Source organism: Embleya sp. NPDC055664, from assembly GCF_053618075.1.
Window position 1 is genome coordinate 235,255 of sequence record NZ_JBSHGZ010000007.1, and the last position, 17,832, is coordinate 253,086.

The following is a 17,832-nucleotide window of genomic DNA, read 5'->3' on the forward strand; positions in this document are numbered from 1 at the left end:
ATGCCTGTAGTCCGTCAAGGTTTCCCGTGAAACACGTCGGCTAGATCGGCGCCGACCAGGTCACCGTCGTCCCGAGCCCCTCCGGCCCCGAGCCGAACTCCGCCCGCCCGCCCAACTCCTCGGCCCGGCCCGCCAGATTGGCCAGTCCGCTGCGCCGACCGCCCGGCGCGATGCCGACCCCGTCGTCGGTGACCGCCAAGGCGACGGAGCCGCCGGCCACCACCAGGCTCACCTCGACGCGCGACGCGTGCGCGTGGCGGGAGGCGTTGGACAGGATCTCGCGCAGCGCGGCGAGAAGCTGCTCGGCGACCTCGTCCGGCACGGTCGAGTCGACCGGCCCGACGAAGGTGACCGTCGGATCGAAGCCGAGCGCGGGCGCCGCCGCGCTCGCCTCGCGCAACACCCGCCCCCGGACCCCGGTCGCCCCGTCGCGCGGCGGATTCTGCAGCGCGAAGATCGTGCTGCGCACCTCGCGAATCGTCGCGTCGAGTTCGTCCACCGCCTGATTGACCCGGGTGATCACTCCCGGCACCTTGGCCAGCCGGGCCGCGCCCTGGAGCATCATCCCCGTCGCGAACAGCCGCTGGATGACCAGGTCGTGCAGGTCCCGGGCGATCCGGTCGCGATCCTCGAACACCGCCAGCCGTTCCCGATCGCGCTGCGCGCCCGCCAGCATCAGCGCGATCGCGGCCTGGCCGCCGAACGCCTGCGCCATCGAGCGCTCGGTCGCGTTGAACGGCACCGCGCCGACGCGCTTGTCCAACTCCAGCGCGCCGAGGATGCGATCGCTGGCGATCAGGGGGACGAACAGGCCCGGACCGAAGCAGCGCGACTTGGCCACCATCACGTTGGGGTCGGTGCTCATGTCCTCGATGAAGATGCTGCGCCCGGCGTTGATCGCCTCCGCGAGTGGGGTGCCCTTCTCGATCACCGTGCCGCCGAGGCCCGCCACGTCCTGGCCGGAGGTGACCTCGACCAGGTAGGAGCCGTCGGGCTGGGGCAGGTACATCGCGGCGAAGTCCGCCTCGGCCAGGCTGCGCGCCCGCTCCGCCACCACGGCCAGCGCCTCGTCCGGGTCCTGCGCGGTCAGCAGCGCCGTGGTGACGTCCGCCGAGCCCATGATCCACTTCTCCCGGCGGGCCGCGCTCTCGAACAGGCGCGCGTTCTCGATCGCGACGCCGGCCGCCGCCGCGAGTGCCCGAACCACCTGCTGGTCCTCGATGCCGAAGTCGGGTCGACCTCGCTTCTCGGTCAGGTACAGATTGCCGAACACCTCGTTGCGCACCCGGATCGGCACGCCCAGGAACGAGTGCATCGCCGGATGGTTCGGCGGGAAGCCGTAGGAGGCCGGATGCCGGGTCAGATCGTCGAGGAGCAGCGGTTCGGGACGGTCGATCAGCAGGCCCAGGATGCCCCGGCCGTGCGGGAGTTCGCCGATTCGCTCGCGGTCGGCAGGGTCGATGCCGACGGTGATGAAGTCGGACAGGTTGTTGTCGCCGCCGATCACGCCGAGCGCGGCGTAGCGGGCGTCGGCCAGGTCGGCCGCGGCCTCGACGATCCGGCGCAGCGTGGTGTGCAGGTCCAGGTCGGCGCCGACCGCGATCACCGCTTCGAGCAGGCCCTGGAGCCGGTCCCCGGTGGCCGTGGCCGCGCCGAGCCGCTCGACCACCTCGGCGACGATGTCGTCCAGGGCGAGCGGGGTCGACGTGGGGGGTCGGTGGTCGGAGCGCTGGGTCTGCTCGGGTTCCTCCGGGCTGTCGCCGCCGTTCGCCATGGGTAAAGCGTACGGGTGTGAATCGGTCGTAAAGGGATCAAACCGCACGGACACGCGTACGGATCCGCGGCCGACCCGTCCCGCGCCGGCCCGGGACGTCGGGGTGGGATGTCCCGCTCAGGCGCCCGCCGCGACCGGCGCCGCCACGTGCTCGCGTTCCAGGAGCGTGCGGAACTCCCCGGGTGCGGTGCTCAGTTCCGCCCACGTGCCGCGCTGGCGGACGCGCCCCTCGGCCAGGACCACGATCTCGTCCACCGCGTCCAGACCGGTGAGTCGGTGGGTCACCAGGAGGGTGGTCCGGCCCCGGGTGGCGTCGAGCAGGTCGGCGGTCAGCGCGTCGGCCGTGGGCAGGTCGAGGTGTTCGGCCGGCTCGTCCAGGAGCAGGATCTCGAAGTCGGCGAGCAGCGCGCGGGCGAGCGCGAGCCGTTGCCGCTGGCCGCCGGAGAGCCGGGCGCCGTGTTCGCCGACCATCGTGTCCAACCCCTCGGGCAGGCCGTCGACCCAGTCGAGGAGCCGGGCCCGGGCCAGCGCCGCCCGCATCGCCTCCTCGTCGCAGTCCGGCCGGGCCAGCCGCAGGTTCTCCCGCAGCGAGCTGTCGAAGACGTGCGCGTCCTGGGCGCACAGCCCGATCACCCGGCGCACGTCGTCCCCGGCCGCCTCGCCGAGCGGTACACCGCCCAACGTCACCGTGCCCGCCGCCGGCTCCAGGAAGCGCAGCAGCACATTGGCCAACGTGGTCTTGCCCGACCCGCTGGGCCCGACCACCGCGAGCCGCTTGCCGGGCGTCAGGTCGAGGTCGACCCCGGCCAGGGCCGGCGGCCCGTCGGGGGTCCAGCGGGCGGACAGGTCACGCACCCGCAACGCCCGCGGCGCGGCGGGCAGCGCGACGGGCGCGGCCGGTTCGCGCACCGGCTCCGGGGTGTCCAGCACCTCGAACACCCGTGCCGCGGCCCGCCGCGACGCCTCCAGGTGCCGGCCCGCGGCGGGCAGCACGACGGTGGCCTCGAACGCGGCCAACGGGGTGAGTACCACCAGCGCGAGCAGCACGCCGTCCAGCCGGTCGGCGTGCACCGCGGCGACGCCGACCAGGGCCGACGCCCAGACCGTCGCGCCGGCCACCAGCGCGGCCAGGCCCGCGCCGACGCCGGCGCCCCGGGCCTGGCCCGCCTCGGTCGCCCGCAGCCGGGCGTCCACCTCGGCCACCTCGGCGAGTCGGGCGGGGGCGCGGCCGGCGGCGATCAATTCGGGGGTGCCGCGCAGCAGGTCGACCACGGCGGCGGAGAGCTCGCCCCGGACGGCCGCGACCCGGCGCTCGGCCCGCCGGGCGACCCGGGCGGCCGACCACGGCACCAGCACGCCGGCGGCGAGCAGGCCCACCAGCAGCACCGCGCCGGCCTCCGGGAGCACCAGGGCCACGGTCACTACCGCGCCCGCGCCGACCACCGCCGCCACACATGCGGGCAACAGCGCCCGCAGGAAGAAGTCCTGCACCGCGTCCACGTCGGCGACCAGCCGGGACAGCAGATCCCCACGACGGAAGGCGGGCAGCCCCGTCGGCGCCAACCGCTCCAGCCGCTCGTACACCCGAACCCGCAGCCGGGCCAGGATCCGAAACGCCGCGTCGTGCCCGATCAGCCGCTCGGCATACCGGAACACCGCACGCGAGACGCCGAAGGCCCGAACCCCGGTCACCGCGACCATCAGCGTCAGCACCGGCGGATGTTCGGACGCCCGCGAGATCAACCACGCCGAGGTGGCCATGAGCCCGACCGAACTACCGAGCGCGAGCGCCCCGCACAACACCGCCAGCGCCAGCCGGCCCCGCAACGGCCGGGCCAGCGCGAGCAGCCGCCGCCCGGGACCGGCCGGCACGGGAGGCGCGTCGGACGGTACGGCGGACGAACCGCCCGAGCCCGAGGCCCCCGACGAAGTCACCGAGCCGGCCGCGCCCACCGCCTCCGCAGCCACCTCCGCAGCCACCTCCGCCGACACCGCCGCGACGTCACCCGCCGCCTCCGCCGCGCGCATCGTGTCCACCCGAGCCCGAGCCGCGACCGCCGCGTGCGCCCCGACCGGCGACTCCCCGACGCCCGAGTCCCCCGCCGACGCGCCCTCGGCGACCGAGGCATCCAAGGAACCGGAGGCACCCGCGGCACCCGCCGACGAGCCCCCCACCCCCACCACCCGATCCGCCAACGGCAACAGCGCGGGCCGGTGCGCCACCAGGATCACCGTGCGCCCCACCGCCAGGCGGCCGACCGCCTCGACGACGGCCGCCTCGCTGTCCCCGTCCAGGTTCGAGGTCGGCTCGTCGAGCAGCAGGATCGGCCGGTCGGCCAGGAACGCCCGGGCCAGCGCGAGGCGTTGCCGCTGCCCGGCGGACAGGCCCGCCCCGTCCTCGCCCAGCGGCGCGTCGAGGCCCCCCGCGCGCGCCACGAAGTCGGCCGCCCCCGCGTCGGCCAGCGCCCGGGCCACCTCGGCGTCGCTCGCGTCCGGCCGGGCCAGCCGTACATTCGCCCCGATCGTGCCCGCGAACAGGTAGGGCCGCTGCGGCACCCACGCGATGTGCGCCCGCCACGCCCGCGGATCGAGATCGGCCAGGTCTACCCCGCCCACCGTGACCCGCCCCGACGCCGGCCGCACGAAGCCGAGCAGCACCGCGAGCAGGGTCGACTTCCCGCACCCGCTCGGACCGGTCAGCGCCACCGTCTCGCCGGGCCGCACCGTCAGGTCCACGTCCGCCGGCGCGGCGTCCGCGCGTCCCTCGTACCGCACCGTCACCCCGTGCAGCGCCACGTCGGCCGAGCGCGGATCCGGCACCGGCGCGGTCCCGGCCGGAGCGTCCGGCGCGGTCTCCAGCACCTCGAACACCCGTTCCGCGGCGCTGACTCCCTCGACGCTCGCGTGATACTCGGCGCCGACCTGACGCAGCGGCAGATATGCCTCGGGCGCCAGGATCAGCACCACGAGCGCGGTCTCCAGACCCAGGTCCCCGTCGACGAGGCGCAGGCCCACGCCGACCGCGACGAGCGCGACCGAGATGGTGGCGAGCAGTTCCAGGGCGAACGAGGACAGGAACGCGATCCGCAGGGTCTTGAGGGTGGCCCGGCGGTAGTCGTCGGTGATCGCCCGGATCGACGCGGCCTGGGCCTTGGCCCGCCCGAACACCTTCAGCGTCGGCAGCCCGGCGACCACGTCCAGGAAGTGCCCGGCCAGCCGGTTCAGCACGCTCCACTGCCGGTCCATGTACTTCTGCGTGGCCATCCCGATCAACGCCATGAACAGCGGGATCAGCGGGAGGGTGACCACGATCGTGGCGGCCGAGATCCAGTCGCCGAACACCACGCGCGCGAGCACCGCCACCGGCACCGTGACGGACAGCACCAACTGCGGCAGATAACGCGCGAAGTAGCCGTCCAGCGCATCCACACCCCGGGTGGCGAGCGTGGTCAGCTCACCCGACCGCTCCCGGTTCAGCCAGGCCGGACCGAGCCGGACCACGTGCGCGAGCAGCCGCGAGCGCAACTGCGACTTCACCGCCGCCGAGGTGCGGTGCGCGACCACCTCGGTGAGCCAGGAGATCGCCGAGCGGGCCGCGATCACACCGGCCAGCAGGCCCAGCTCCGGCCACAGGTCGCCGACCCCGGCGCCCTCCTCGAAGGCCGCCACGATCACCCGGGCGAGCAATGCCGCCTGGACGAGCACGAGACCCGCGCCCGCCGTGCCCAGCACCACCGTCAGGGCCAAAAAGCCCCGGGTGGCTCGGGCGTGGGTCAGCAGGCGCGGGTCAACAGGCTTCACGATCCGCTCTCTTCGGTACGTCGTTGCGTCTTCGGGTCGCCGCGTCGGGGCCGGCGGCCCACCGGCCCCACCGCCGAACCCCTACTTCCCCACCAGATCGGCCGCCGCCGCCCCGAACGCCGGCTTGGTCGGGATGCTCTTCGTGCTGATCCGCTTGCGGAACACCCAGTACGTCCACGCCTGGTAGCAGAGCACGATCGGGGTCATGAAGGCGGCGACCCAGGTCATGATCTTCAGCGTGTAGGGCGTCGAGGACGCGTTGTGGATGGTCAGATCCCACGCCGAGTCCAGGCTGGAGGGCATCACGCTCGGGAACAGCGACAGGAACAACATCGCCACCGCCGCGATCACCGTCAGGCCCGACATCGCGAACGCCCAGCCCTCGCGCCCGATCCGGTTCATCGCCAGCGCGCCGACCAGGGCCGCGACCGCGACGATCAGCGCGACCAGGGTACGGCCGTTGCCGTGCGCGGCCTGGGTCCAGATCAGGAACGCCGCCGCGAGCACCGCGGTGCCCAGGCCGAGGCGTGCGGCCAGCGCGCGCGCCCGTCCCCGGATGTCGCCGTCGGTCTTGAGCGCGACGAACACCGCGCCGTGGAAGGTGAACAGCACCGTGGTGACCACGCCGCCGAGCAGGGCGTACGGGTTGAGCAGGTCGAACAGGTCGCCGACGTACTCCTTGTTCCCGTCGATTTTCACCCCGCGCGTGATGTTCGCGAACGCCACGCCCCACAGGAACGCCGGCACCAGGGAACCCCAGAAGATCGCCTGCTCCCAGCCGCGCTTCCAGCGGTCCTCGTCGCGCTTGGCCCGGTATTCGAACGCCACCCCACGCAGGATCAGCGCCACCAGGATCAGCAGCAGCGGCAGGTAGAAGCCGCTGAACAGGGTCGCGTACCACTCGGGGAACGCCGCGAAGGTCGCCCCGCCCGCGGTGATCAGCCACACCTCGTTGCCGTCCCAGACCGGACCGATGGTGTTGATCAGCACCCGGCGCTCGGTCTCGTTCCGGGCCAGCACCTTCGTCAGGATGCCGACGCCGAAGTCGAAGCCCTCGAGGAAGAAGTAGCCGATCCAGAGCACGGCGATCAGCAGGAACCAGAATTCGTTGAGTCCCATGACCCTCTCCCTCTCCCCTAGTACGCGAAGGCGAGCGGCCGGTCGGCGTCCTCGCCCCCGCCCGACGGATCGTCGGGGTGCTTGTCCGCGGCCGGCTTGATCGGCTCGGGGCCGGCCTTGACGTAGCGCCGGATCAGGCCGAGTTCGACCACCGCGAGCGCGCCGTAGAGCAGGGTGAACACGATCAGTGAGGTGAGCACCTCACCCGTGGACACGCTCGGCGACACTCCGGCCTCGGTCTTGAGCACCCCGAACACCAGCCACGGCTGGCGACCCATCTCGGTGAAGATCCAGCCGAACGAGTTGGCCGCGAACGGGAACGCGATGGTCCACAGGCCGACCCGGTACACCCACGGATTGCTCGGCAACTCCCGCTTGCGCCGGGTCAACCACAGCCCGACCAGGCCGATGCCCGCGGTGACCATGCCCACGCCGATCATCAGTCGGAACGACCAGTAGGTGACGAAGATGTTGGGCCGGTAGTCGCCGGGGCCGTACTTGACCACCGACTGCTCCTGGAGGTCGTTGATCCCCGGCAACTCGGCGTCGAAGTCGTTCTTGGCCAGGAAGGACAACGCGCCGGGGACCTCTATGGCGACCTTGTTGTGACCCTTTTGCACGTCGCCGTAGGAAAAGATCGAGAACGGCGCGGGCTTGGAGGTCTCCCACAGCGCCTCGGCCGAGGCCATCTTCATCGGCTGCTGGTCGTACATCAGCTTGCCCTGCATGTCACCGGTGAGCGCGAGGCCGACGCCGGCGAGTACCGACACCCACAGGCCCAGCCGGAGCGAGGGACGAAAGACCGCGACCTCGTTGCGCTTGCGCAGGTGCCAGCAGCTGATCCCGATCAGGAAGCCGCCGGCGACCAGGAACGCGGCCGGGAGGATGTGCAGGAACGCGGCGATCGCGGTGTTGTTGGTGAGCACCGCCACGAAGTCGGTCAGCTCGGCGCGGCCGGTCTCCGGGTTGATCTTGTACCCGACCGGGTGCTGCATCCACGAGTTGGCGGCCAGGATGAAGTAGGCCGACAGGATCGTGCCGATCGCGGCGGCCCAGATGGTGGCCAGGTGGATCTTCTTCGGCAGGCGGTCCCAGCCGAAGATCCACAACCCCAGGAAGGTCGACTCCAGGAAGAACGCGACCAGCGCCTCGATTGCCAGCGGGGCGCCGAAGATGTCGCCGACGAAGCGCGAGTAGTCGGACCAGTTCATCCCGAACTGGAACTCCTGCACGATGCCGGTCACCAGGCCGAGCGCGAAGTTGATCAGGAAGAGCTTGCCCCAGAACTTGGTGGCCCGGAGGTAGTGCTCCTTGCCGGTACGCACCCACGCGGTCTGCAGGCAGGCGACGAGGATGGACAAACCCATCGTCAGTGGCACGAAGAGGAAGTGGTAGACGGTCGTGATGCCGAACTGCCACCGGGCTACGTCGAGTGTTTCGACGGCGAGGTCCATGGGCCCCTCATTCCTCCTGATCGCCGGTCGTGTCCCGCCCGCGAGCGCGCGAGGCACGTTTGGTTCACGATGCACACGCCGCCCCGCGCTCCTCGCCCGACACTCCGCCGGACGAACCCGGATGAACCGGGATGGATGCGCGGGTTCAACGGGCACGACTTTGTGAATGGGTTCACAAAGTCGAGCTTGTGCATCCGTTCACAAACACTAGCGAGCCCCTCCGGGCACCCTGGAGGGGGGTGCCCGAAGGGGCTCATTTCGGCGCTCTGGCGCTACTTCTCCATGAATCGTGCCGCCTGCTCCAGGAAGATCGTGTTGGCCTCGCTCTCACCGATCGTGATCCGGCAGCCCTCGCCCTCGAACGGGCGCACCGACACCCCGGCCGCCTCGCACATCGCGGCGAATTCGCCGGTGCGCTCGCCGAGCCGCAGCCAGACGAAGTTGGCCTGCGAGTCGAACACCGTCCAGCCCTGGCCGATCAGCGTCTCCAGCACCCGGGTCCGCTCCTGGACCAACGCCTCGACCCGCTCCAGGAGTTCGGCCTCGGCGCCGACCGAGGCGATCGCCGCCACCTGGGCGAGCCGGTTCACCGCGAACGGCATCCCGGTCTTGCGCAGCTCGTCGGCCGCCGCCTCGTGCGCGATGGCGAAGCCCACCCGCAGGCCGGCCAGCCCGTACGCCTTGGAGAACGTGCGCAGCACCACCACGTTCGGCCGCTCGCGGTACAGCTCGACCCCGTCCGGCACCCGCTCGTCCCGGATGAACTCGCGGTACGCCTCGTCCAGCACGACCACCACGTGGCGCGGTACCCGGTCCAGGAACCGCTCCAGCTCGGCGCGGTGGATCACCGTGCCGGTCGGGTTGTTCGGGTTGCACACGAAGACCAGCCGGGTCCGGTCGGTGATCGCGGCGGCCATCGCGTCCAGGTCGTGGCTCTCGTCGGCGAGCAGCGGGACCATCACCGGCGTCGCCCCGGCGAGCAGCACGAGCATCGGGTACGCCTCGAACGAGCGCCACGCGAAGACGACCTCGTCGCCCTCGCCGGCCGTCGCGTTGACCAACTGCTGGGCCACGGTCACCGAACCGTTGCCCACCACGATGTGCGACGCGGGCACCCCGAACCGCTCGGCCAGCGTCTCGGCCAGCTCCGCGTTCGCCGGGTCCGGGTAGCGATTTATCTCGCCGACGGCGTCCGCCACCACCTTGTGCACGCTGGGCAGCGGCGGGTACGGGTTCTCGTTGGACGAGAGCTTGTACGCCGGTAGACCCTCGGCCGGTGCGGGCGGTCGACCCGCCTTGTAGGCGGGCACCGCCGCCAGGGCGGCCCGGAACCGCGGGGTGGTGCCGTCGTCGCTGCCTGGGGCGTTGTGCTCGGTCACGCCCGTCCTCCTCGCATACTGGTCGGGGTGCCTGGGCGCACGTCCCGGTCGTCTCACTCTATGATCCGCCGGCCCCGGAGGGGGTTCCCGGACGGAGGGCGCCCTTCGCCGAACGTTCAGGGGCAGGTATGGGGCGATACGTTTCTTCGTAAAGCAATGACATGAACCCGGCCAGGGCGGCCCATTCGCCCTAGTGTCGTGACGATGACAGCGCCAGATGTACCGCGTGTGGGGCGGCGGATCCGGGTGGGCATCCGGGACGTCGCAGCGGCTGCCGGGGTGTCGATCACGACCGTCTCCGACGCGCTCAACGGCAAGGGCCGACTGCCCGACACGACCCGTGTGCACGTGCGCGAGGTCGCCGACCGGCTGGGCTACCGCCCGTCGGCCGCCGCGCGCACCCTGCGCACCGGCAGGTCGGGGTTGCTCGGGCTGACCACGACCATGCGCTCGACGGAGCCGTTCGCACTCACCGAGTTCGCCTGGTTCGCCGAGCTGGTGCGCTCGGCCACCGCGACCGCGCTCGACCTGGGCTACGCGCTCGTCGTGCTGCCCGCGTCCTCCCCGCACGACGTCTGGGGCAACGTCGCGCTCGACGGCACCATCGTCGTCGACCCCGCCGACGACGATCCGCTCGTGCACGAGCTGCTGCGTCGGGGCGTGCCCGTGGTCAGCGGCGGCCACCCCGGCTCCACCCCGGTCTACGGCTGGGTGGACAACGACCACGTGGCGGCCGTGCGTTCGGTGCTCGACCACCTCGCCGACGCAGGCGCCGAGCGGATCGGCCTGCTCGCCGCCGCCGACGGACCCGGCGCCGACAAGGGGGTCGCGGGCTATCGGGCGTGGTGCGCGGACCGGGGTGTGCCGGCGATCACCGAGGAGTACGAGGCCCGCACCCCCGGCGCGGGCCGGGCCGCCGCCGCCCGCCTGCTCGACCGGGGGCCCGACGCGGTGTTCGGTCTGCACGAGGGCTGCGCGGCCGAGCTGTTGGACGCGGCCCGCGAGCGTGCCCTGCGGGTGCCCGACGACCTGCTCCTGGCCTGCTGCGGCGAGGGGGCCGACCCGTCGGTGACCTCGCTGAGCCTGCAACCGGCCCTGGCCGGCGCCTGGGCGGTGGAACTGCTCGTCGGGGTGATCGAGGACGCCGGAGCCGGGCCGCTGCTGCCCGCCCAGCGCACCGTGCCCACCCGGCTCTCCGTCCGGGATTCCTCCACGCGCCGCTGACCGGTGTGTTCGCCCCGATCCGCCGCCCGGTGCCCGGCCACACCCGGGGGTGGGGGCGCCGGGGTACACGGTCGCGGGTCCACGCACAATTGAGCGTGGTCCGTTCCACCGTGCCCGCACGAGAGATACGGTCCAGGAATCATCCGAATCGGACCGGGTGAGCCGCAGCCGAACCCGGCTGTTGTGCGTCTTGGTTCACAACGGGTGTCGGAACCGCCGCCGTACGGTGGTGCCGATCTGAAGAAAGGACCCTTCTGGTGAGCAACGTCTCGGCTACACCGGCCCCCACGGGCGCCGCGGCGGAGCAGGACGCCCCGCTGTACGTGGTCGGCGACGTCCACGGTCATCTGGAGGAGCTCAAGGCCGCCCTGCGCGCCCGGGACCTGATCGACGAGGACGCGCACTGGAGCGGCGGACGCTCGCGCCTGTGGTTCCTCGGCGACTTCACCGATCGCGGCCCCGACGGCATCGGCGTGGTCGAACTGGCCATGTCGCTGGCCCGCGAGTCGGCCGAGGCCGGCGGCAGCACCCGGATGTTGCTCGGCAACCACGAGATCCTGCTCCTGGGCGTGTTCCGCTTCGGCGATCACCCGGTGCCGGTCGCGGGCGGCTCGACCACCTTCCGCGAGATCTGGCTGCGCAACGGCGGCATGCAGTCCGACCTGGAGCGCTTCACCGACGAACAGGCCGATTGGCTGGCCGGGCAGCCGGTGGCCGCGGTGGTCGACGGGCACCTGCTGATCCACTCCGACAGCAACGCCTACCTCGAATACGGCGACACCATCGAGGAGGTGGACGGCGCCGTCGCGGACATACTGCGCGAGCCGGACCCGCTCTCGTGGTGGGACCTGTTCCGCAACCTGACCCGGCGCGGCGCGTTCATGGGCGAGGTCGGCCCGTACGCGGCGGCCGATCTGCTCAGCGAACTGGGCGGGCGGCGGATCGTGCACGGCCACACCCCGATCCCGTACCAGACGGGCGAGGACCCCTCGACGATCGCCGGACCGCGCGTGTACGCGGACGGTCAGGTGGTCAACCTGGACGGCGGCATCTACCTCGGCGGCCCGTGCCTGGTCGCGCGGTTGCCGCTGACCGCCCCCGAACCGGGCGTGCTTCCCAGCGCGTTGGAGGAGACGCAGGGTCGGGTGTACGACCTGGGCGATCTGGCCGCCGACCCCGGGGACGAGTGACCGTCGTAGGGAACTCCCTGCCCAAAAGGCGGAGGTACACCCTATCATCAATAGGTATCCGCCTCGACACCGTCAGGTGCTTTTGCGGGTCGTTGATCCACCGACAGCTTGCACGGGTCCCCTGACGGGCCCGGCGGACGCGGGAAACGCCCGCGCGGCCTCATTCGGGGGATCCGATGCAACACTGGTTTGGAAGTGACGAGCACCGCCGCCAGTACGAGCAGTTCGTCGACGACGCACTGCACCTGGAGGAAACCCTCTCCGGTCTCGCGGCGGTACCCAACCTGAACGTCGAGCAACTGCGGACGGCCACGTTGGACGCGACCCTGTCGATCGCCGAGACGGCGCGCGACGAATACGACCGGTACGAACGTACGGAGCAGCGTTTCGAGTCGGGCATCCGACCGGACTTCGGCGCCTCGATGATCGAGGCGGGCGAGAGCTTCGGCTGGTTCGCCCTCGCCACGGCGATGGCGGTGATCGTGGCCGGCATCTCGGCGGTCGTCTTCCTGATCGTGGGCTACGTGCTGTTGCCGCTCACGATGGACGACCCGGGCATGCAGCACACGATGCAACTCGCCTCGATCGCGGCGATCGGCATCTCGCTCGGGGCGGCGGCGATCGGGGGACTCGCCATGCTCGCGGTGGCCGCGCGCAACCGGGCGCGGCCGACCGGGGAGGTCGAGGTGTACCTGGCGCGCGAGGAATGGCGCCGGGCGATCCTGCACCGCGGCATTCTGCCGTTCATGCGCTCGCGCCTGCGCGAGGCCTCGGACGAGGGCACCACGCTCCTGGGCTGACCCCGCCGGCACCGGTCCGCCCGCCCACCCGCCCCGGGTGGGCGGGTCGGATCGCGCCGGCGGCACCGAGTCGGGCGACCGGGCCACACAATGGGCGACATGGTCGGCAAACGCGGCAAGGTCACCGGGGGAATCGGCCCCGGTCTGGTGGGCGAGGTCATGATCGAGGTACGCGGTGGGGTGGAGGCGTTCCTCGCGTACTCCGCGCTGCCCGGGGAGGAGCACGCCGTGGGGGAGCTGGTGGTGATCGTGGAGTATCTGCCGCCGCGCACGGTGTACGTGGCGTCGGCCTTCGGCTGAGCCGCGGATCGGCCCGGCCCGGCTTCGCGACGGGTGGCAACTGCCCCTGGGGAGCTCCCTCTTGGCGGCCTTGTGCCCGGCGAGGACACTCCGAGTCAGGCCGAAGGGGGAATGCTCCGTGCTCTACACCGTGCTCATCGTGCTCGGTCTGCTCATCGTCCTGGTCGTTGTCTTCAAGCTCATGTGGCGCGTCGCCGAGCCCAACGAGGCGCTGGTCATCTCCGGTTCCCGGCATCACACCGAGGGACTCGGCGAGGGCATGGGGTTTCGCATCGTCACCGGGCGCGGCACGCTCGTCCTGCCGTTCGTGCAGGCCGTACGCAAGCTCTCGCTCGACCTGAACGAGGCCGAGCTCAGCGTCGAATGTGTGACCACGCAGGGCATCCCGCTGCGGGTGCAGAGCGTGGTCATCTTCAAGATCGGCGACGACTACGTCTCGATCGCCAACGCGGCCAGGCGCTTTTTGGACCAGCAGAAGCAGATGGAGTCCCGGGTCCGCAAGGTGCTGGCCGGCCATCTGCGCTCGATCGTCGGCGGGCTGACCGTCGAGGACATGATCCGGGACCGGGAGAAGCTCACCGCGCATGTGCGCGCGGCGTCGGGGTCGGACATGGAAAAGCTCGGGCTGATCGTGGACAGCCTGCAGATCCAGGAGATCGAGGACCCGACGGGCTACATCAAGAACATGGCCGCGCCGCACACCGCGGCGGTGGTCCGCGACGCGCGGATTGCCGAGGCGCTGGCCACCCGCAAGGCCACCGAAGCCGAGCAGGAGGCCAAGGCGCGGATGGCCCAGGCCACCCGGGACAGCGAGATCCAGCAGGCCGGCTACCAGGCCGAGCGGGACGAGGCCGGCGCGCGCGCGGCGCAGGCGGGCCCGCTGGCCGACGCCGCCGCCAAGCAGGAGGTGGTGGTCCAGGAGACCCGGGTCGCCGAGCTGGAGGCCATGCGGCGCGAGCAACAGCTCCAGGCGGACGTACGCAAGCCGGCCGACGCGAAGGCGTACGAGATCCGCACCCGGGCCCAGGCCGAGCGCGACGCGCGGATCTCGGCGGCCGAGGCGAACGCCCGTGAGACCGAACTGGCCGCGATCGCCGACGCGGAGGCGACCAAGGTACGCGGTCTGGCCGCCGCCGAGGCCACGCTGGCCACCGGCAAGGCGCAGGCCGAGGCGGCCAAGGCCAAGGGCCTCGCCGAGGCGGCGGCCATCGCGGCCCGCGCGGCGGCGCTGGCGGAGAACCAGGAGGCCGTGGTCGCCCAACAACTCGCCGAGAACTGGCCGGAGATCGTTCGCGCCGGCGCCGAGGCATTCGGCAACGTCGACCACATGGTCCTGCTCAACGGCGGCGACGGGCTCGGCGACCTCTTCGCCAAGGCCCTCACCATGGGCGGCACCGGCCTCGGCATAGCCCGCCAACTCCTGTCCAACACGAACGGCACCAACGGCACCGCCCCCAAGCCCGACCCGCTCCCGACCGACTCGGTCCGCATCGAGGTCGAAATCGACGAGCCCCCCACCCCCGAACCGCTCACCAAGTCCTCGGAAACCTGACCCGTACGCCCACACGGCCGGACCCCGCGATCGGGGCCCGGCCGTCGGCCCCACCCGTGTTCCGGGCCCGACCCGGGGCGCCGCCGACTACCTGCGCTTCTCGGCCTTTTGGCGGGCCACGTACGCGGCGGCCTGGGTGCGGCGTTCCATGCCGAGTTTGGCCAGGAGGCCGGAGACGTAGTTCTTGACCGTCTTCTCGGCCAGGTGCATCTCGGCGCCGATCTGGCGGTTGGTCATGCCCTCGCCGATCAGGTCCAGGATCCGGCGCTCCTGGTCGCTGAGCGCGGCCAGGCGTTCGTCGCCGCGATCGCCGCCGCGCAGCCGTTCCAGCACGCGGGTGGTGGCCGCCGGGTCGAGCAGGGACCTGCCCGCGGCCACGTCGCGGACCGCGCCGACCAGGTCCGAGCCGCGGATGTCCTTGAGCACGTAGCCGGACGCGCCCGCCATGATCGCGTCGAACAGCGCCTCGTCGTCGGAGAACGAGGTGAGCATCAGACAACGCACGTCGGGCAGTTGCGAGCGGATCTCGCGGCACACCTCGACCCCGCTGCCGTCCGGCAGCCGGACGTCGAGCACCGCGACCTGCGGCCGGGTCGCCGGGATGCGTACCAGCGCCTCGGCGGCGGTGCCCGCCTCGCCGACCACGTCGATGTCCGCCTCGATCGACAACAACTCGTGGACGCCCCGGCGTACCACTTCGTGATCATCGAGGAGAAATACCCGAATGCTTCCCTGATCAGTCACTTGTACAGGTTCCCACGCGCTCTCGGTGGTCGCTCTGTGATGCCGCCGCATGGGCGGTTCGGGTCCGACACGCCGGCCATTTGTCGGAGAACCACAAAGGGGGCCGCCACGTTCGGGCCGGTCGCCACTACGTCCCGGCCGGACTGGTGGGTAACGTTGCGGTGTGCGGTTTCCGAACCGCATGCCTGTGCGCAGGCGCCTCCCGGATTCACTCGGGAATTCCTAGGAAATCCTAGGAAGTACAGCCACCAATCGCCGTGTCTGCACATCAAGGTAGCCGCGCACACCCCGCGCGGAACCGGGCCCGGCGATCCGGACCCGGTCCACGGCGACCCCGCGGACCGGACAGACGGAGGAGAGAACGTGGCAGTGGACAGTACGGACGGGACTTTGTTTCCGCCCGATTCCGGAGCCGGTCCCGAGCTGATCCAGTTGCTCACCCCGGAGGGCGAGCGGGTGGAGCATCCGGATTACGCGGTCGACCTCTCGGACGACGAATACCTGGCGCTGTACCGCGACCTGGTGCTGGTGCGCCGCTTCGACGCCGAGGCCACCGCCCTCCAGCGGCAGGGCGAGTTGGGCCTGTGGGCCTCCCTGCTCGGCCAGGAGGCCGCGCAGATCGGTTCGGGGCGCGCGCTGCGTTCGACCGACTATGTGTTTCCCACGTACCGTGAACACGGCGTCGCATGGTGTCGCGGTGTCGATCCGCTGAATCTGCTCGGGATGTTCCGCGGCGTCAACAACGGCGGTTGGGATCCACGCGAGAACAATTTCCATCTCTACACGATCGTCATCGGCGCACAGAGTCTGCACGGCGTCGGATACGCGATGGGTGTGCAGCGTGACGGAACCGATGGCGCGGTCGTCACCTATTTCGGCGACGGCGCCTCCAGCCAGGGCGACGTCAACGAGGCATTCACCTTCGCGGCCGTGTTCAACGCCCCCGTGGTGTTCTTCTGCCAGAACAATCAGTGGGCGATCTCCGAACCCACCGAACGCCAGATGAAGGTGCCGCTGTATCGGCGTGCCGCCGGATTCGGATTTCCCGGAGTTCGGGTCGACGGTAACGACGTGCTCGCGTGCCTTGCGGTGACCAGGGCGGCCCTGGACCGGGCCCGGCGCGGCGAGGGCCCGATGCTGATCGAGGCGTTCACCTATCGCATGGGCGCGCACACCACCTCCGACGACCCGACCCGCTATCGGTTGAGCGCGGAACTCGAGGAGTGGAAGCTCAAGGACCCGATCGAACGCCTCAAGGCCTTCCTGCACAAGCAGGGCATCGGCGACCCCGGGTTCTTCGCCGATCTGGAGGCGGAGAGCGAGGAATTGGGCAAGCGCGTACGCAATGGCGTGCGCACCATGCCGGACCCGGATCCGGCCTCCATGTTCGCGAATGTCTACGCCGAGCCGCACCCGCTCGTGGAACGGGAACGGGCCGAGTTCGAGGCTTATCACGCGTCCTTCGTCGACGCCGGGGAGGACGGGCACTGATGGCTCCCGCACAGTCGACGGGCACGACCCGTCAGATGTCGATGGTGCAGGCGCTCAACACGGGACTGCGCAGGTCCCTGGAGAGCGACCCCAAGGTTTTGATCATGGGCGAGGACATCGGCAAGCTCGGCGGTGTCTTCCGGGTCACCGACGGCCTGCAGAAGGACTTCGGCGAGGACCGGGTGGTGGACACCCCGCTGGCCGAGTCCGGCATCGTGGGCACCGCGATCGGCCTCGCCCTCGCGGGCTACCGGCCGGTCGTGGAGATCCAGTTCGACGGTTTCGTCTTCCCCGCCTTCGACCAGATCGTCACCCAGCTCGCCAAGATGCACGCCCGCTCGCTGGGCTACGTGCGGCTGCCGATCGTGATCCGCATCCCCTTCGGCGGCGGCATCGGCGCGGTCGAGCACCACAGCGAGTCGCCGGAGGCGTACTTCGCGCACACCGCGGGCCTGCGCGTGGTGGCGTGCTCGAACCCGGTGGACGCCTACTGGATGATCCAGCAGGCGATCGCCTCCGACGACCCGGTGATCTTCCTGGAGCCCAAGCGGCGCTACTGGACCAAGGCCGAGGTGGACACCGCCGCCACCCCGGGACCGCTGTACGACTCCCGCGTGGTGCGCTCCGGCGACGCGTGCACCGTGCTCGCCTACGGCCCGATGGTGGCCACCTGCCTGGAGGCCGCCGCCGTGGCCGCCGAGGAGGGGCGCGAGCTGGAGGTGATCGACCTGCGCTCGGTGTCCCCGCTGGACTTCGACGCGATCGAGGAGTCGGTCAAGCGCACCGGACACCTGGTGGTCGTCCACGAGGCCCCGTCGTTCCTGGGCATCGGCGCGGAGGTGGCCGCGACCATCACCGAGCGCTGCTTCTACCACCTTCAGGCACCGGTGTTGCGGGTCGGCGGCTATCACACGCCGTACCCGCCGTCCCGGGTCGAGGAGGAGTACCTCCCCGACCTCGACCGTGTGCTCGATGCCGTCGACCGCTCCCTGGCCTGGTGAGGA

13 protein-coding genes are annotated in these 17,832 nt (G+C 71.3%); 7 read left to right on the plus strand and 6 right to left on the minus strand.

Annotated features, from left to right (window positions below; genetic code table 11):
- Nucleotides 1-40: 40 nt before the first annotated feature.
- The 5 genes from ACWGR4_RS15395 to hisC form a co-directional block, all read right to left on the minus strand.
- Nucleotides 41-1,774, minus strand: a complete 1,734-nt coding sequence (locus ACWGR4_RS15395) for a sensor histidine kinase (RefSeq protein ID WP_380003353.1) — start codon at nucleotides 1,772-1,774, stop codon at nucleotides 41-43.
- 117 nt (nucleotides 1,775-1,891) lie between these two features.
- On the minus strand, nucleotides 1,892-5,575 hold the full coding sequence (cydD, locus tag ACWGR4_RS15400) for a thiol reductant ABC exporter subunit CydD (RefSeq protein ID WP_452130797.1): 3,684 nt from the start codon (nucleotides 5,573-5,575) through the stop codon (nucleotides 1,892-1,894).
- 81 nt (nucleotides 5,576-5,656) lie between these two features.
- On the minus strand, nucleotides 5,657-6,694 hold the full coding sequence (gene cydB / locus ACWGR4_RS15405; RefSeq protein ID WP_452130798.1) for a cytochrome d ubiquinol oxidase subunit II: 1,038 nt from the start codon (nucleotides 6,692-6,694) through the stop codon (nucleotides 5,657-5,659).
- A gap of 17 nt (nucleotides 6,695-6,711) precedes the next feature.
- Complete coding sequence (locus tag ACWGR4_RS15410; RefSeq protein ID WP_380003356.1) at nucleotides 6,712-8,148, minus strand: cytochrome ubiquinol oxidase subunit I; 1,437 nt, start codon at nucleotides 8,146-8,148, stop codon at nucleotides 6,712-6,714.
- A 272-nt stretch (nucleotides 8,149-8,420) separates the two neighbouring features.
- Nucleotides 8,421-9,527 carry a histidinol-phosphate transaminase gene (gene hisC / locus ACWGR4_RS15415; protein WP_452130799.1) on the minus strand — a complete coding sequence of 369 codons (1,107 nt, stop codon included), beginning with the start codon at nucleotides 9,525-9,527 and terminating at the stop codon, nucleotides 8,421-8,423.
- Between the two features lie 204 nt (nucleotides 9,528-9,731).
- Here hisC and ACWGR4_RS15420 point away from each other — a divergent pair, with 204 nt between their 5' ends.
- The 5 genes from ACWGR4_RS15420 to ACWGR4_RS15440 all read left to right on the plus strand — a co-directional run bounded on the left by ACWGR4_RS15420 (nucleotide 9,732) and on the right by ACWGR4_RS15440 (nucleotide 14,593).
- Complete coding sequence (locus tag ACWGR4_RS15420) at nucleotides 9,732-10,751, plus strand: LacI family DNA-binding transcriptional regulator (protein ID WP_380003358.1); 1,020 nt, start codon at nucleotides 9,732-9,734, stop codon at nucleotides 10,749-10,751.
- Nucleotides 10,752-11,008: 257 nt separating this feature from the next.
- On the plus strand, nucleotides 11,009-11,941 hold the full coding sequence (locus tag ACWGR4_RS15425; RefSeq protein WP_380003359.1) for a metallophosphoesterase family protein: 933 nt from the start codon (nucleotides 11,009-11,011) through the stop codon (nucleotides 11,939-11,941).
- Between the two features lie 176 nt (nucleotides 11,942-12,117).
- Nucleotides 12,118-12,741 carry a hypothetical protein gene (locus ACWGR4_RS15430; protein ID WP_452130800.1) on the plus strand — a complete coding sequence of 208 codons (624 nt, stop codon included), beginning with the start codon at nucleotides 12,118-12,120 and terminating at the stop codon, nucleotides 12,739-12,741.
- A gap of 90 nt (nucleotides 12,742-12,831) precedes the next feature.
- Nucleotides 12,832-13,041, plus strand: a complete 210-nt coding sequence (locus tag ACWGR4_RS15435) for a hypothetical protein (RefSeq protein WP_126640305.1) — start codon at nucleotides 12,832-12,834, stop codon at nucleotides 13,039-13,041.
- A gap of 181 nt (nucleotides 13,042-13,222) precedes the next feature.
- Entirely contained in the window at nucleotides 13,223-14,593 is a 1,371-nt protein-coding gene (locus ACWGR4_RS15440) for a flotillin family protein (RefSeq protein ID WP_380003534.1), read from the plus strand.
- A gap of 87 nt (nucleotides 14,594-14,680) precedes the next feature.
- On the opposite strand, the gene ACWGR4_RS15445 is transcribed toward ACWGR4_RS15440, so the two are convergent.
- The gene (locus tag ACWGR4_RS15445; protein ID WP_452130801.1) at nucleotides 14,681-15,337 is read right to left on the minus strand and encodes a response regulator; all 657 of its coding nucleotides are present in this window, start codon (nucleotides 15,335-15,337) and stop codon (nucleotides 14,681-14,683) included.
- A gap of 363 nt (nucleotides 15,338-15,700) precedes the next feature.
- Here ACWGR4_RS15445 and pdhA point away from each other — a divergent pair, with 363 nt between their 5' ends.
- Both pdhA and ACWGR4_RS15455 read left to right on the plus strand, forming a co-directional pair.
- Nucleotides 15,701-16,828 (plus strand): pyruvate dehydrogenase (acetyl-transferring) E1 component subunit alpha, encoded by a 1,128-nt coding sequence (pdhA, locus tag ACWGR4_RS15450; protein ID WP_452130802.1) that lies wholly within the window; start codon nucleotides 15,701-15,703, stop codon nucleotides 16,826-16,828.
- A complete protein-coding gene (locus ACWGR4_RS15455) occupies nucleotides 16,828-17,829 on the plus strand; it encodes an alpha-ketoacid dehydrogenase subunit beta (protein WP_452130803.1) in 1,002 nt (333 codons plus the stop codon). The genes pdhA and ACWGR4_RS15455 overlap by 1 nt, the downstream gene beginning before the upstream one ends.
- The last annotated feature ends 3 nt before the right edge of the window (nucleotides 17,830-17,832 follow it).